General features: G+C 71.6%; 15 protein-coding genes and 3 pseudogenes. 16 read left to right on the top strand and 2 right to left on the bottom strand.

What is annotated here, in order from left to right; all coding sequences use genetic code 11:
* Nucleotides 1–11 precede the first annotated feature (11 nt).
* The gene (locus tag ACFOX0_RS28945) at nucleotides 12–761 is read right to left on the bottom strand and encodes an SDR family NAD(P)-dependent oxidoreductase (RefSeq protein WP_377551988.1); all 750 of its coding nucleotides are present in this window, start codon (nucleotides 759–761) and stop codon (nucleotides 12–14) included.
* Between the two features lie 194 nt (nucleotides 762–955).
* On the opposite strand from ACFOX0_RS28945, the gene ACFOX0_RS28940 reads away from it, so the two are divergent.
* From ACFOX0_RS28940 to ACFOX0_RS28900, 9 genes and pseudogenes are all read left to right on the top strand, one after another.
* A complete protein-coding gene (locus ACFOX0_RS28940) occupies nucleotides 956–1,306 on the top strand; it encodes a histidine triad nucleotide-binding protein (protein ID WP_377551985.1) in 351 nt (116 codons plus the stop codon).
* Nucleotides 1,307–1,489: 183 nt separating this feature from the next.
* Nucleotides 1,490–2,231: pseudogene (locus tag ACFOX0_RS28935) on the top strand (PhoH family protein); the annotation flags it as partial.
* A 212-nt stretch (nucleotides 2,232–2,443) separates the two neighbouring features.
* A pseudogene (locus ACFOX0_RS28930) lies at nucleotides 2,444–3,001 on the top strand (LAGLIDADG family homing endonuclease); the annotation flags it as partial.
* A 255-nt stretch (nucleotides 3,002–3,256) separates the two neighbouring features.
* Nucleotides 3,257–3,619 (top strand): annotated as a pseudogene (locus tag ACFOX0_RS28925) (PhoH family protein); the annotation flags it as partial.
* 17 nt (nucleotides 3,620–3,636) lie between these two features.
* Complete coding sequence (ybeY, locus tag ACFOX0_RS28920; RefSeq protein ID WP_377551983.1) at nucleotides 3,637–4,107, top strand: rRNA maturation RNase YbeY; 471 nt, start codon at nucleotides 3,637–3,639, stop codon at nucleotides 4,105–4,107.
* Nucleotides 4,107–5,498 (top strand): hemolysin family protein, encoded by a 1,392-nt coding sequence (locus tag ACFOX0_RS28915; RefSeq protein ID WP_377551980.1) that lies wholly within the window; start codon nucleotides 4,107–4,109, stop codon nucleotides 5,496–5,498. The genes ybeY and ACFOX0_RS28915 overlap by 1 nt, the downstream gene beginning before the upstream one ends.
* Nucleotides 5,491–5,880 (top strand): cytidine deaminase, encoded by a 390-nt coding sequence (locus ACFOX0_RS28910; RefSeq protein ID WP_377551977.1) that lies wholly within the window; start codon nucleotides 5,491–5,493, stop codon nucleotides 5,878–5,880. The genes ACFOX0_RS28915 and ACFOX0_RS28910 overlap by 8 nt, the downstream gene beginning before the upstream one ends.
* On the top strand, nucleotides 5,877–6,803 hold the full coding sequence (era, locus tag ACFOX0_RS28905) for a GTPase Era (protein WP_377551975.1): 927 nt from the start codon (nucleotides 5,877–5,879) through the stop codon (nucleotides 6,801–6,803). The genes ACFOX0_RS28910 and era overlap by 4 nt, the downstream gene beginning before the upstream one ends.
* 172 nt (nucleotides 6,804–6,975) lie before the next feature.
* Nucleotides 6,976–8,127, top strand: coding sequence for an acyltransferase family protein (locus tag ACFOX0_RS28900; protein WP_377551972.1), 1,152 nt, complete (start codon nucleotides 6,976–6,978; stop codon nucleotides 8,125–8,127).
* Here the strand turns inward: ACFOX0_RS28900 and ACFOX0_RS28895 are convergent.
* Entirely contained in the window at nucleotides 8,114–8,893 is a 780-nt protein-coding gene (locus tag ACFOX0_RS28895; RefSeq protein ID WP_377551970.1) for a DUF4097 family beta strand repeat-containing protein, read from the bottom strand. The genes ACFOX0_RS28900 and ACFOX0_RS28895 overlap by 14 nt on opposite strands.
* A 134-nt stretch (nucleotides 8,894–9,027) precedes the next feature.
* On the opposite strand from ACFOX0_RS28895, the gene recO reads away from it, so the two are divergent.
* From recO to ACFOX0_RS28860, 7 genes are all read left to right on the top strand, one after another.
* Nucleotides 9,028–9,867 carry a DNA repair protein RecO gene (gene recO, locus ACFOX0_RS28890; protein WP_377551968.1) on the top strand — a complete coding sequence of 280 codons (840 nt, stop codon included), beginning with the start codon at nucleotides 9,028–9,030 and terminating at the stop codon, nucleotides 9,865–9,867.
* 44 nt (nucleotides 9,868–9,911) lie between these two features.
* On the top strand, nucleotides 9,912–10,157 hold the full coding sequence (locus ACFOX0_RS28885) for a MerR family transcriptional regulator (RefSeq protein ID WP_377551966.1): 246 nt from the start codon (nucleotides 9,912–9,914) through the stop codon (nucleotides 10,155–10,157).
* Nucleotides 10,158–10,273: 116 nt separating this feature from the next.
* A complete protein-coding gene (locus ACFOX0_RS28880; RefSeq protein WP_377551963.1) occupies nucleotides 10,274–11,551 on the top strand; it encodes an RNA-guided endonuclease TnpB family protein in 1,278 nt (425 codons plus the stop codon).
* Between the two features lie 31 nt (nucleotides 11,552–11,582).
* Entirely contained in the window at nucleotides 11,583–12,389 is an 807-nt protein-coding gene (locus ACFOX0_RS28875; protein ID WP_377551961.1) for an isoprenyl transferase, read from the top strand.
* Between the two features lie 209 nt (nucleotides 12,390–12,598).
* Nucleotides 12,599–12,790 carry a hypothetical protein gene (locus tag ACFOX0_RS28870; protein WP_377551958.1) on the top strand — a complete coding sequence of 64 codons (192 nt, stop codon included), beginning with the start codon at nucleotides 12,599–12,601 and terminating at the stop codon, nucleotides 12,788–12,790.
* A 225-nt stretch (nucleotides 12,791–13,015) separates the two neighbouring features.
* Nucleotides 13,016–13,243, top strand: coding sequence for a thioredoxin reductase (locus ACFOX0_RS28865; RefSeq protein ID WP_377551956.1), 228 nt, complete (start codon nucleotides 13,016–13,018; stop codon nucleotides 13,241–13,243).
* Nucleotides 13,240–13,572 (top strand): pirin family protein (locus ACFOX0_RS28860; RefSeq protein ID WP_377551954.1); only part of this gene is annotated, 333 nt, incomplete at its 3' end. The genes ACFOX0_RS28865 and ACFOX0_RS28860, both read left to right, overlap by 4 nt.

The raw sequence follows: 13,572 nt of genomic DNA, 5'->3' as shown, positions 1-13,572 counted from the left end.
GTGCGTCGGGGTCAGGTGCGCAGGTAGGAGGCGCCGTTGAGGTCGACGACGGTGCCGGAGGCCCATTCCGCCTCGGGGGAGGCGAGCCAGTGCACCGCGGCGGCGATCTCCTCCGGCCGGGCCACCCGGTTGAACGGGCTCTGCGCCCGGATCGCCTCCCCGTCGGCGTCGATCCGGTCGCTCGCCATGTCCGTCGCCACGTAGCCGGGTGCCACGGTGGCGACCGCGATCCCGTACTGGCCGAGCGCCCGGGCCAGGGACTGACCCAGGGCGTTGAGACCGGCCTTGCTCGCGGCGTACCCGGGCTGGCTCGGCTCGCCGCGGAAGGCACCCCGGGACGAGACGTTGACGATCCGCCCGCCGCCGCGCTCGCGCATGTGCCGGACCGCGCACCAGGCCGCGTTGGCCGGCCCGACCAGGTTCGTGTCCAGGGTGCGCCGCCACTCGCGCTGCCACTGCTCGTACGAGGTCTCCAGGATGTGGTGCGGCGTGAAGACCCCGGCGTTGTTGACCAGTACGTCCAGCCCGCCGAGCCGCTCGGCGGCCTCGTCCACCATGGCGCGTACCTGGTCCGGGTCGGCCAGGTCGGCCCGGACCACCACGTGCCCGTCCCCGGGCAGCGCGTCGCGGACCTGCTCGGCCAGCGGCCCGGAGTCCCGATGGTGGACCGCCACCCGGTCCCCGCCGGCGGCGAACGCCGCCGCGCAGGCCCGACCGATCCCCCGGGAAGCCCCGGTCACCAGCACCGCTCGTCCAGTCATGCCGGCCATGATGCCGCAGCCGCACTCGGCGCGCTCGCCGGCCCACCTCCTCGCCGGCTGGGTGCGTTTGTTGTCACTGGAGGAGCAACAAACGCACCCAGCCTGGCGCGCTGGCCAGCCTGGGGGGCCGGGAGTCCGGCGGTGTGACGGTGGCTGCCGGCGAGGGCGGCCGGCGGCGCCTAGGATCCGGGTGCATGACTGACGACTGCCTGTTCTGCAAGATCGTCGCGGGGGAGATCCCGGCGACCGTGGTCCGGGAGACCGGGACGACCCTCGCCTTCCGCGACATCGCCCCGAAAGCGCCGGTGCACGTGCTGGTCATCCCGAAGGAGCACTTCGGCGACGTGGTGACCCTGGCCGAGGCGGACGGGAAGCTGATGGCCGAGGTGATGGAGACCGCCGCCGTGGTGGCCGAGCACGAGGGGCTGACCACCGACGGGTTCCGGCTGATCTTCAACACCGGCCCGTACGGCGGCCAGGAGGTCGCGCACGCGCACGCCCACGTGCTCGGCGGCGCCCCGCTCGGCCCGATGCTGGCCCGTTGACCCCTGGCGGACGCGGACGCCCCTGCTGGGGCGTTCGTGAACTCCGGTGCCCCGGCGGAAATGGGCGACGTGCCCGCGGGGTTGAACAGATACGATGACGTGCAACGTCCGCATGTCGCGCTCGTCCCCACGACGCGGCACCGAGATCGAGAGCAGGTGGCGTAGGGCCAGCGGGCCCGACCTATGACCGGCACTCCACCTCCCGGCCAGGCCCGGGTGCAGACCAGGATCACGGTTCCCGACTCGAAGATCATGGTCAACCTGCTGGGCGCGGGCGACGAGATCCTGCGGCTCGTCGAGCGCTCGATCAACAGCGACGTCCACGTCCGGGGCAACGAGATCACCATCACCGGCTCCCCGGCCGACAACGCGCTGGCCGAGCGGCTCTTCACCGAGCTGCTCGAGCTGATCGAGAAGGGCGAGACACTGACCACCGACGCGGTCCGGCGCACCATGGGGATGCTCGAACAGGGCACCGCCGAGCGGCCCGCCGACGTCCTCACGCTGAACATCCTGTCCCGGCGCGGGCGGACCATCCGCCCCAAGACGCTGGGCCAGAAGAAGTACGTCGACTCGATCGACGCCAACACCATCGTGTTCGGCATCGGCCCGGCCGGCACCGGCAAGACCTACCTGGCGATGGCCAAGGCGGTCCAGGCGCTGCAGGCCAAGCAGGTCAACCGGATCATCCTGACCCGGCCGGCGGTCGAGGCGGGGGAGCGGTTGGGCTTCCTGCCCGGCACCCTGTTCGAGAAGATCGACCCGTACCTGCGCCCGCTCTACGACGCGCTGCACGACATGCTCGACCCGGACTCCATCCCGAAGCTGATGGCGGCCGGCACCATCGAGGTCGCCCCGCTGGCGTACATGCGGGGCCGGGCACAGCCGTACGACGCCCGGGTGCTGACCCCGGAGGGCTTCAAGCCGTTCGGATCGCTGCGCGTCGGTGACCTGGTCATCGGCTCGAACGGGACGCCCACGCCGGTGATCGGCATCTACCCGCAGGGTCCCCGGCAGGTCTACCGGGTCACCACCCAGGACGGCGCGTCCACCGTCTGCTGCGGCGAGCACCTCTGGACCGTCGCCACCCCGGACGACAAGCGGCGTGGACGCCGCCGGACCCTGGAGACCCGGGAGATGATCGGCAACGAGTGGCGGGGGCGCACCCGCCGCTACGAGCTGCCGGTCGTGGCGCCCGTGCGGATGGAGCCGAAGGACGTCCCGCTCGACCCGTACGCGCTGGGTCTGCTGCTCGGGGACGGCTCGATCTCGTCGCGGGCGACGCCGGCGTTCTGCACCGCGGATCCGGAGCTCGCCGTCGCGTTGGAGCAGGCGCTCACCGACATCGAGCTGGTCCGCAGGAGCGACTACGACTACGTCCTGCGGCACGTGCACGGCCACCGGGGCGGGGTGATCGTCGCCAACCCGGTGACCGTCGCGCTCCGCGAACTGGGCTTGGCCGGGACGAAATCGGGCACCAAGTTCGTGCCCGACGTCTACAAGACCAACAGCGTCGAGGTGCGGCTGGCCGTGCTGCAGGGGCTGCTGGACACCGACGGTGGGCCGGTCACCCAGGACGGGCGCACCTGCCGGGTGCAGTACTCGACCACGTCCCCGCGACTGCGGGACGACGTCGTCGAACTCGTCCAGTCGCTCGGCGGGGTGGCGACCTGGCGGGTACGGCCCGCCGAGGGAGGCAAGCCCGGTCTGGCGGGCGGCCGTCCGGTCCCGTACCGGGCCGACGCCTACGTGCTGGAGATCCGGTTGCCCGCCGGCGTCCCGCCGTTCCGGCTGGCCCGCAAGCGTCGGCGCTACGACGAGCGGGGCGGTGGCCGGCCGATGCGCTTCATCGACTCGATCATCCCGGCCGGGGTGCAGGAGACGATGTGCATCCAGGTCGCGGCGGAGGACTCGCTGTACGTGACGGACGACTTCCTGGTCACGCACAACACCCTTAATGACGCCTTCATCATTCTCGACGAGGCGCAGAACACCACGCCCGAGCAGATGAAGATGTTCCTCACCCGGCTGGGCTTCGGCTCCCGGATCGTGGTGACCGGCGACATCACCCAGGTCGACCTGCCCGGCGGGACCACCAGCGGACTGCGGGTGGTCCGGGAGATCCTGGGTAACGTGGAGGACGTCCACTTCGCCCAGCTCTCCAGCTCGGACGTGGTCCGCCACCGGCTGGTCAGCGACATCGTCGACGCGTACGCCAAGTGGGACGCCGAGCGGGAGGCCCAGCAGGGGCAGGGCGTCCACGCCGTACCGGGCCGCACCGCACCGGGCGGGCGCGCCGGCCGGCGCCGATAGTTCACCAGGGGAAACTGTTGTCCATCGAAATCGCCAACGAGTCCGGTGTCGAGGTCGACACCGACGCCGTCCTCGCCGTGGCCCGGCACGCGCTCGACGAGATGGGGGTCAACCCGCTCGCCGAGCTGTCGGTCCTGCTGGTCGACGTCGAGTACATGACCGAACTCAACCACCGCTGGATGGGTGGCGACGGTCCGACCGACGTGCTCGCGTTCCCGATGGACGAGGGCAGCGTCGACCACGGCCCCGGCGAGGTCTCCGGCGGCGCCGAACCGGCGCTGCTCGGTGACATCGTGCTCTGTCCCGACGTGGCGGCCAAGCAGGCGGCCACCGCCGGGCACACGCCCGCCGACGAGCTGCACCTGCTCACCGTGCACGGCGTCCTGCATCTGCTCGGCTACGACCACGCGGAGCCGGAGGAGGAACGCGAGATGTTCGGCCTGCAGGCCCGACTGCTGTCCAGTTGGCGCGCCGCGCGGACCCGGTGATGCCCGCCGACCTGGCGGTCGCCGGCGCTTCCGCCGACCTTCCCGACGGGCAGCTGCTGTTCGTCGGGGCGGGACTCGTGGTCCTCGCGGGCCTGTTCGCGATGGCCGACGCGGCGCTGGCCGCGGTCTCCCCGGCCCGCGCCGGGGAGTTGGCCCGGGACGGCCGGCGCGGCGCCCGGACCCTGCAGATCGTCGCCACCGACGCGGTCCGGCACCTCAACCTGTTGCTCCTGCTGCGGCTGCTCTGCGAGCTGACCGCCACCACGCTGGTGGCCCTGGTCGCCGTCGACACGTTCGGCGCCGGTTGGCAGGCGGCCCTGGTCACCGCCGGGGCGATGACCGTGGTCAGCTTCGTGGTGGTCGGCGTCGCGCCGCGGACGATCGGCCGGCAGCACGCGTACGCGGTGGGTCTGGCCTCGGCGCCGGTGATCCGCTGGCTGGGCCGGGCGCTCAACCCGCTGGCGTCGCTGCTGATCCTGGTCGGCAACGCGGTCACCCCGGGCCGCGGCTTCCGGGAGGGCCCGTTCGCCACCCAGGTGGAGCTGCGGGAACTGGTCGACCTGGCCGAGCAGCGCGGAGTGGTCGAGCACGGCGAACGCCAGATGATCCACTCGGTGTTCGCGCTGGGTGACACCATCGCCCGCGAGGTGATGGTGCCGCGGACCGAGATGGTGTGGATCGAGGCGCACAAGACGCTGCCGCAGGCGTTGGTGCTCTTCCTGCGCTCCGGGTTCTCCCGGATCCCGGTGATCGGCGACAGCGTCGACGACGTGCTCGGGGTGCTCTACCTCAAGGACCTGATCCGGCGGACCCAGGGCGGCGATCCCACCGCCGACGACCTGCCGGTCGCCGAGCTGATGCGCGAGGCCACCTTCGTGCCGGAGTCCAAGCCCGTCGACGACCTGCTGTCGGAGATGCAGGCGGCCCGCACCCACATGGTCGTCGTGGTCGACGAGTACGGTGGCACCGGCGGCCTGGTCACCATCGAGGACATCCTCGAGGAGATCGTCGGCGAGATCACCGACGAGTACGACGTCGAGCGCCCGCCGGTGGAGCACCTGCCCGACGGCGCGGTACGGGTCACCGCGCGGTTGCCGGTCGAGGACCTCGGCGAGCTGTTCGACGTGGAGCTGCCCGCCGACGAGGTCGAGACGGTCGGCGGCCTGCTGGCCCAGGCGCTCGGCCGGGTGCCCATCCCGGGCGCCGAGGCGCAGGTCGGTGGCCTGCGGCTGATCGCCGAGGGCACCACCGGCCGGCGCAACCGGATCGACTCGGTGCTCGTGCGCCGGGTCGAGGAAGAGGGCGACCACGACCGTACGGGCGGGCCGGACGGGTCCGACGTACACCGAAACCACAACCGGTCCGAGGAAAGACAACCCGCTGATGCCTGAATCCCCTGTCCCGCCGGCCGGCGCTCCCGCCGGGTCGACCGCCCCCGCCGAGCTGAGCGCCGAGGACGCCAAGCTGGTCACCCTGGCCCGTGGCGCCCGGTCCCGGGTCGGTGCCGTCGAGGGGGCCGCGGTGCGGGACCAGGACGGCCGTACCTACGCGGGCGCCAGCGTCGCGCTGCCGTCGTTGACGGTCACCGCGTTGCAGCTGGCCGTGGCGTCGGCCGTGGCGGCGGGTGCCAGCCGGCTGGAGGCCGCCGCGGTGGTCACCGAGGCGTCGACGCTCGACGGCGCGGGGCACGCCGCGGTACGTGACCTGGCCGCCGACGCGCCGGTCCACGTGGCCGCGCCGGACGGCACGGTGCTCGGCACGGTGGTCGCATGACCCGGGCCGGGTCGACCGGCGGCCGGGGAGCGGGCAAGGACGCCGCCGCCTACCGGGCCGGGTTCGGTTGTTTCGTCGGCCGGCCCAACGCCGGCAAGTCGACGCTGACCAACGCCATCGTCGGTCAGAAGATCGCCATCACCTCCAGCAAGCCGCAGACCACCCGGCACGTCATCCGGGCCGTCCTGCACCGGCCGGACTCCCAGCTGGTGCTGGTGGACACGCCGGGCCTGCACCGCCCGCGTACGCTGCTCGGCGAGCGGCTCAACGACCTGGTCCGGACGACCTGGAGCGAGGTCGACGTGATCGGCCTGTGCATCCCGGCCGACGAGCCGGTCGGGCGCGGCGACCGGTTCATCACCGGTGAGCTGGCCGAGTTGAAGGCCGCCGTGGTCGCGGTGGTGACCAAGACCGACCTGGTGGACAAGGCCCGGCTCGCCGAGCAGTTGGTGGCGGTCAGCGAACTGGCGGACTTCGCCGCGGTGGTGCCGGTCAGCGCGGTCTCCGGACACCAGGTGGACACGCTGGTCGACGTGCTGACCGGTTACCTGCCGGCGTCGCCGCAGCTCTACCCGGACGACATGCTCACCGACGAGCCGGAACAGGTGCTGGTCGCCGAGCTGATCCGGGAGGCGGCCCTGGAGGGTGTCCGCGACGAACTGCCGCACTCCATCGCGGTGGTGGTGGAGGAGATGATCCCGGAGGGCGAGATCATCAAGATCTACGCCGATGTCTACGTCGAGCGGTCCAGCCAGAAGGCGATCGTGATCGGCGCCCGGGCCAGCCGGCTCAAGGACGTCGGCACCCGGGCCCGCCGGGAGATCGAACAGTTACTCGGCACCCGGGTCTATCTCGACCTGCACGTCCGGGTGGCCAAGGAGTGGCAGCGCGACCCGAAGCAGCTGCGCCGGCTCGGCTTCTGACCCCACGGCGGGCGGTTCGTCCCCCACCGCCGGGTTTGTCGGTGTGTCGAAGCTCACCGATATGCCGGTCGAGGTGGCCGTTTCCGGCGGCGTCGGGCCAGGGTAGATGGGCACGACCGACGTTGTCCGCGACCTGGGTGGGGGGCCCGGTTCCACCACAGATACGCAGGGTATGCGCAACCGCTATATCGACTTCATTCGTTTCCTGGCGATCATCCGTGTCGTGGTCTACCACACCACCGGCTGGGCCTTCCTGAGCATGGTCTTCCCGGCGATGACGGTGATGTTCGCCCTCGCCGGCTCGCTGATGGCCGCGTCGCTGGACCGATCCGGCCCGGATCCGTGGTTGGCCGGTCCGGCGGCGGTGGGGCGTCGGCTGCGTCGCCTGCTGCCGTCGCTGTGGGTGTTCGCCGCATGTTTCGTACCGGCCATGCTGTTGACCGGGTTGCCGCTGGACTGGCGGCTGCTGCTCTGGCTCGCGCCGGTGGCCGATCCGCCGTCCAACTGGTGGGGCGCGCTGGTCACCAGCCCGATCTGGTACCTGCGGGACTACCTGTGGTTCGTGCTCGCCTCGCCGGCCGCGCTGTGGCTGTTCCGCCGCCGGCCGTTGCCGACCCTGCTCGCCCCGTACGTCCTGCTGGTGGTGGTCGAGCTGGGCTGGTCGGACGCGCCGGCCGTGCTGCGCGACTTCGGGCTGTACTTCGGGGCGTGGCTGCTCGGCTTCGCCCATCACGACGGGCTGCTGCGGCGGGTGTCCCGGCGGACGGTGGTCGGGCTCGCCGGCGTACTCGGCGCCGCGGGTGCCGGGTGGATCTTCACGCACCCGGGTCCCCGCGGCTTCGACCTGAACGACATTCCGCTCGGCAACGGCCTCTGGTCGGCCGGGTTCACCCTGGTCCTGCTGGCCCTGGTGCCGGCCGGGGCGGCCTGGGTGGACCGCAACGACCTGGTCGGCCGGCTGGTCACCCTGGTCAACCGGCGGGCGTTGACCGTCTACCTGTGGCACATGCCGGTCGTCATCGGCCTGGGCATGCTGGCCGTCCGGCTGGGCTGGGACTTCGGCACCCGGACCGGTGCCGCCGTCCACGTGCTGCTCGTCGCCGCGCTGGTCGGGGTGGCCGTACCGCTGTTCGGGTGGGTCGAGGACCTGGCCGCGCGCCGCCGGCCGGTGCTGCTGCCCGGCGGCCCGCCGGTACGGGCGGCGGGAGCCGTCGCGACACCCGGCGTGCCCGTCGGTGCGGCGGCCGGCCCGGCCCGGGTGCCCGGCCCGCGGCCGGCGGCGGACCGGGCCGGCGCCGGCGGTCGACCGGTCAGCTCTGGGTGATCGTGACGTCGCCGCTGCCGCTGTGCACGTCGAGCAGGACCGTCGCGGCCGGGTCCTCGGTCACCCGGACCTGCCGCTCGCCGGAATCGGCGACGGCCCGGACCCGGTAGGTGCCGGGCGGGACGGTCAGGTTCACCGTGCCGCTGCTGGCCTCGGCCCGCACCGGGCCGGCCCGGTCCAGGCTCAGGTTGATCTCGCCCGAGCCGGTCCGTACCGTGACCTCGCCGCCGCCCAGGCCGCGGCCGGTGACGTCGCCGGAGCCGGCGACGGCCGAGACCGTCTGCCGGGCGTCGCTGATCGAGACGTCGCCGGAGCCGGTCTCCGCGCGGACCGGGCCGGTCGCCCCGCGTACGGTGATCCCGCCCGAGCCGACCTTGACGTCGACGCCGTCCACCTCGGCGACGTTGATCTCGCCGGAGCCGTTCTCGCCGCTGACCGACACGCCGCGCGGCGCGACGATGTCGTACGACACGCCGCACTGCCGGCCGCAGTCGGTGTCCACCACCAGATCGGTGCCGTCGATCCGGTAGTTCGTCCCGTCCGGTTCCGCGCCCCGGTAGCGCACCAACCGTTTGATCTGCACGGTCTGCGCGTCGGCGGTCCGGATCACGACGTCACCGGACCCCGGTCGTACGGTGATCTTAGTGATCTTGACGTTCTCGGTCCGGGTGTACTCCAGGCGCTTCTCGGAGATCTGGCTGCAGCCGCCGAGTGCGACCAGGACGAGGGCGCTCGCGACGGCGACAGCGGTCCAGGGACGAATCATGGGCGTCACGCTACGGCCGACCGCGGTACGGGTCATCCGGGAAAATCCACCGGACCGCCCGGAACCGACCCTGAGTCCGGGTCCGGGGTACCCCGGGGCGCCGGCGGCTGTCGCGGCGGGGGAACAATGGTCGGATGCCCGGCTACCGCAGACAGCTCTACCGCGACGACGCGGTGGTGCTGCGGGTGCAGAAGCTGGGCGAGTCGGACCGGATCATCACCCTGCTCACCCGCCGGCACGGTCGGCTGCGCGCGGTGGCCCGCGGGGTACGCCGGACCAGTTCCCGGTTCGGTGCCCGGCTGGAGCCGTTCGGCCACGTCGACCTGCAACTGGCCGGCGACCCGGAGGGCAACATCGGCAGCTCGCTGCACACGGTGAGCCAGGTCGAGGGGATCGACCTGTACGGCAAGCGGTTCCTCGCCGACTATCCCCGCTACACGGCGGCCAGTGCGATCGCCGAGACCGCCGAACGGCTCACCCCGGTCGAACGGGAACCCTCGCTGCGGTTGTTCCTGCTCACCCTCGGCGCGCTGCGCGCGCTGGCCGACGGCGGGCACGCCAGCACGCTGGTCCTCGACGCGTACCTGCTGCGCGGGATGGGTCTGGCCGGCTGGGCCCCGGCGCTGGGGGACTGCGCGGTGTGCGGCACCCCGGGCCGGCACGGGGCGTTCTCGGTGCCGGCCGGCGGGTCGGTCTGCCCGGACTGCCGCCCACCCGGCGCCGCGCACCCGGCACCCACCACCATCGAGCTGATGTCCGCCCTCGCCGCGGGCGACTGGCGGACCGCCGACGCGTCCGGGCCGGCCAGCCGCCGGGAATGCAGCGGCCTGGTCGCGGCGCACCTGCAGTGGCACCTGGAGCGCGGGCTACGCTCCCTGCCACTGGTCGACCGGGGCGGGCCCGCTGGCCCTGACCAGGTCGGGGGCAGACCGACGCGGCCGGCCCTGGACGGTCGAATGGACAGGGAGCAGTGACTAGTACTTGGTTTTCTGTGTATACCTGTTCATTTCGGCTTGTTATGAGCAGTCCTTATCGGATCGACGAGTTTGCCGAGCGGATCGGCTGCTTGGCGAGCACGGTGTGCCACTGGGAGGCGGAGGGGTCGAATCCCTGCCTGTCGGCTACCGTTGGGCAGCGGTACTTCAAGGATTCCGATGTGCGCACGCTGCTGCAGGCCGCCCGGCTTCGACGCGGTCGAGCAATGAACCTGCGCGGTGAGAGGTTCCTCGGCCTGATGGATGCCAGCGGAGGTGCTGGCCGGTGAAGGTTACTCGGATCGCCTATTCGCACGGGTTGAACGCCGGTAAGTACGCCGCGCTGGTGGAGCAGGCCCGTCGGCTCGGTCGTGTCCGCTGCGAGGTGTGGCAGAGGTACGGGTCCGTGGCCGGCGTCGGCCTGCGGGACCGTCAGGTTCGCGACTCCTGGTTGGCCGACGGTACTCACGAGCGGTTCGGGGTGTTGGCCAACGCTTGGAAGGAGACGCTGCGCGACGCGATGGCGGACATCGCCGCGTGCCGTGAGGCGGCCAAGGTGGGGGTAAAGCGGGCGATCCGGCGGCATACCGCCGACCAGTCCGAGCAGAAACGGCTCTACACGCTACTCAAGGCGGACCGTTGGGTCGAGGACCGGTATCTGTCCCGGCTGATGCGCACGCACTGGAGGCGGGGCAAGAACCGGACCCACAACCAGATCGTGGTCCGCTCCGACCAGCACCACACGATGATTGACAGTCGTGGTCGGTTGTGGCTGGCGGTGCCCGGTCTGGTCCGCCGCCAGTTGGTGAAGATCCCACTGAACACCACGGTCGCGCCGACCGGAACGCTTCGGTTGATCCTGCGCGGCGGTCGGGTCGAGATCCATTATCAGATCGACGCCGTCGACATGAAGACCTCGGCCCGACCGTGTGGAGCCCGCGTGGTCGGTGTCGACAAGGGCTATACCGAGGCGCTGACCGACTCCGACGGCAACCATCACGGCGCACGGCTCGGCGCCCTGCTGACGGTCGAGTCGGATCGGCTCAAGGAACGTAACCGGCGGCGGGCCAAGCTGCGCTCGATCGCCAACAACACCACCAACCGGGCCAAGGCAGACCGGATCCGTCGCAACAACCTCGGCACCGTCAAACGCGACCGGCAAGCAGCCCGCCATCAGGCACAGGTCCGCACGGAGATCTTCACCGCCGTACACCGAGTCGTCGACACGGCCGCCACCGTCGTCGCCGAAGACCTCACCACAACGTTCGCTGGGCGCGGATCGCGCGGTAGGAACGTCAACCGTCGCCTCGCCGGGTGGACCAAAGGAGTCACCGCCGAGGCGCTGAAGAACGTGTCGGAGCGCAGAGGTTCTGCGCTCGTGCACGTCAATGCCGCCTACACCTCACAAGCCTGTCATCGCTGCGGAAGCCTCGGCCGCCGCAGCGGGGACCGGCTTCACTGCACCCAGTGCGGGGTGGTGTGGCAGGCAGACGTGAACGCCGCGATCAACGTCCTGCACAGACACCGTGACCCCGACATCACCCTGCACACCCCGCACCGTCGGGTGAAGCAGATCATGCAGGAACGGGCCGATCGCCACCGGACCAGACTGCCGGTCCCGGACTCCAGCCGCCGCCCGGCGGCGGAGAGCGAAACATCCACCATGCTCAACAGTGAGCAATGAACAGGAAGCAGAACACAGCGTGAGGCGAGCTATGACCCGAGGCGCCCGACGGGAACCCACCCCGCCGACGCCGCACCCGTCCGGCGCGCGGCCGCCCGCGCTGCCCACCGAGGCGCTGCCGAAGCACGTGGCGATCGTGATGGACGGCAACGGGCGCTGGGCCAAGGAGCGTGGCCTGCCCCGGACCAAGGGGCACGAACGGGGAGAGTATTCGCTTTTCGACACCATCGAGGGCGCGATCGAGCTGGGCATCCCGTACCTGTCGGCGTACGCCTTCTCCACCGAGAACTGGCGGCGCTCGCCGGACGAGGTGCGCTTCCTGATGGGCTTCAACCGGGACGTCATCCGGCGCCGCCGCGACCAACTGGTCGACCTCGGCGTACGGGTGGTCTGGTCGGGGCGGGCCGGCCGGCTGTGGAAGAGCGTGATCTCCGAGCTGCAGACCGCCGAGGAGATGTCCCGGGGGAACTCGACGCTGACCCTGCAGTTCTGCGTGAACTACGGCGGGCAGGCCGAGATCGCCGACGCCGCCGCCGCGATCGCCCGCGAGGTGGCCGCCGGTCGGATCGACCCGGACAAGGTCAACGAGAAGATGATCTCGCGGTTCCTCTACCACCCGGAGGTGCCCGAGGTGGACCTGTTCCTGCGGCCCTCCGGCGAGCAGCGGCTGTCCAACTTCCTGCTCTGGCAGTCCGCGTACGCCGAGCTGGTGGTGCTCGACACGCTCTGGCCCGACTTCGACCGCCGGCACCTCTGGTACGCCTGCGAGCTCTACGCCCAGCGCGACCGCCGGTTCGGCGGCGCGATCCCGAACCCGGTCGCCCCGCCGAAGGAGTGAACCTTTTTCAACCTCCCCTTGCGCTCCGGCGTCGGCCGAGGTCGAAGACGCGGCTTGCGCACCGCGCGGTTCAGGTTGAAAAAGGTTCAGTGACCTGACCGGCTTCCGGCGGCGGGTCGCATACCGGCCGGGCGGTTCGGGTAACCCTTCGGGTCAGGACCTGCCGAATACAGGGAACCGACCGAAGCCAGGGAATGAGGTGTGACCCGATGATCCAGAAGCGAATCGCCCGGTGGGCCATGATGGCTGTCGCCGTACCGCTGGCCGCCGCCGGAGCGCGTGGCCTGAGCCGGAAGCTCGAGTCGCGGCGAGGGCCGTCCCGTACCAGCCGGATGCTGCGGCAGGGCGCCGACTTTCTGCGTCCGGCCCGTTCCTCCCGGCGGCGCCGCTGGGGCCGGTGACCGATTGCGACCGGCCGGGCTGCCGTCGACCCCCGTCGGCGGCCGGGCCGGTTCTGCCTCTGTCGGATGCCGGGCCGGTCCTGCCCTCGTCGGCGGCCGGGCCGGTTCTGACCCCGTCGGATGTCGGGCCGGTGCCGGCCCGGTCCGGCGTTCGGCCGGGCGACGGCCGGCGCGGCCGTAGGATCCCCTGGTAGGAGCCCGGACAGCCGCACGGGGGTGGTGATCGTGGCGGACCTCCAGTACAAGATGATCATGGCGTTGAGCGCCGCCGACCTGGGCGGGCCGCTCTGCGAGCAGGTCGCCGGCATCTGTGCCGAGATCGCCGAACAACACTGCGCCGACCTGCGGCACGTGCCCGCCGTACCCGGTGGGGAGATCGACCAGCTGGCCACCGGCGAACCGGCGCTGGCCTGGGGCCCGGCGACGGTACGGGTCACCGGGGAACCGCGGTGACCGAGGCGCTGGCGCTGTCTCCCACGGTGGAGGTACGCCCGGCGGCCGACCGGTTCGCCACCCGGCTGAGCTGGCTGGACTCGAAGCACTCGTTCTCCTTCTCCGCGCACTACGATCCGGCCAACACCCACCACGGGCTGTTGCTGGTCAACAACGACGACGTGGTGACCCCCGGCAGCGGGTTCGAGACCCACCCGCACGAGGACATGGAGATCGTCACCTGGGTGCTGCGCGGTTCGCTGGTGCACCAGGACTCCACCGGCCACTCCGGGGTCATCTACCCGGGCCTGGCCCAGCGGATGAGCGCCGGCACCGGCATCCTGCACTCG

It is taken from the genome of Micromonospora zhanjiangensis, from assembly GCF_042650605.1.
In the GTDB taxonomy this organism is placed as follows: Bacteria; Actinomycetota; Actinomycetes; order Mycobacteriales; family Micromonosporaceae; genus Micromonospora_J; species Micromonospora_J zhanjiangensis.
Note: the sequence above shows the minus strand (reverse complement) of the source record. Positions and strands in the feature narration are given on the sequence as shown.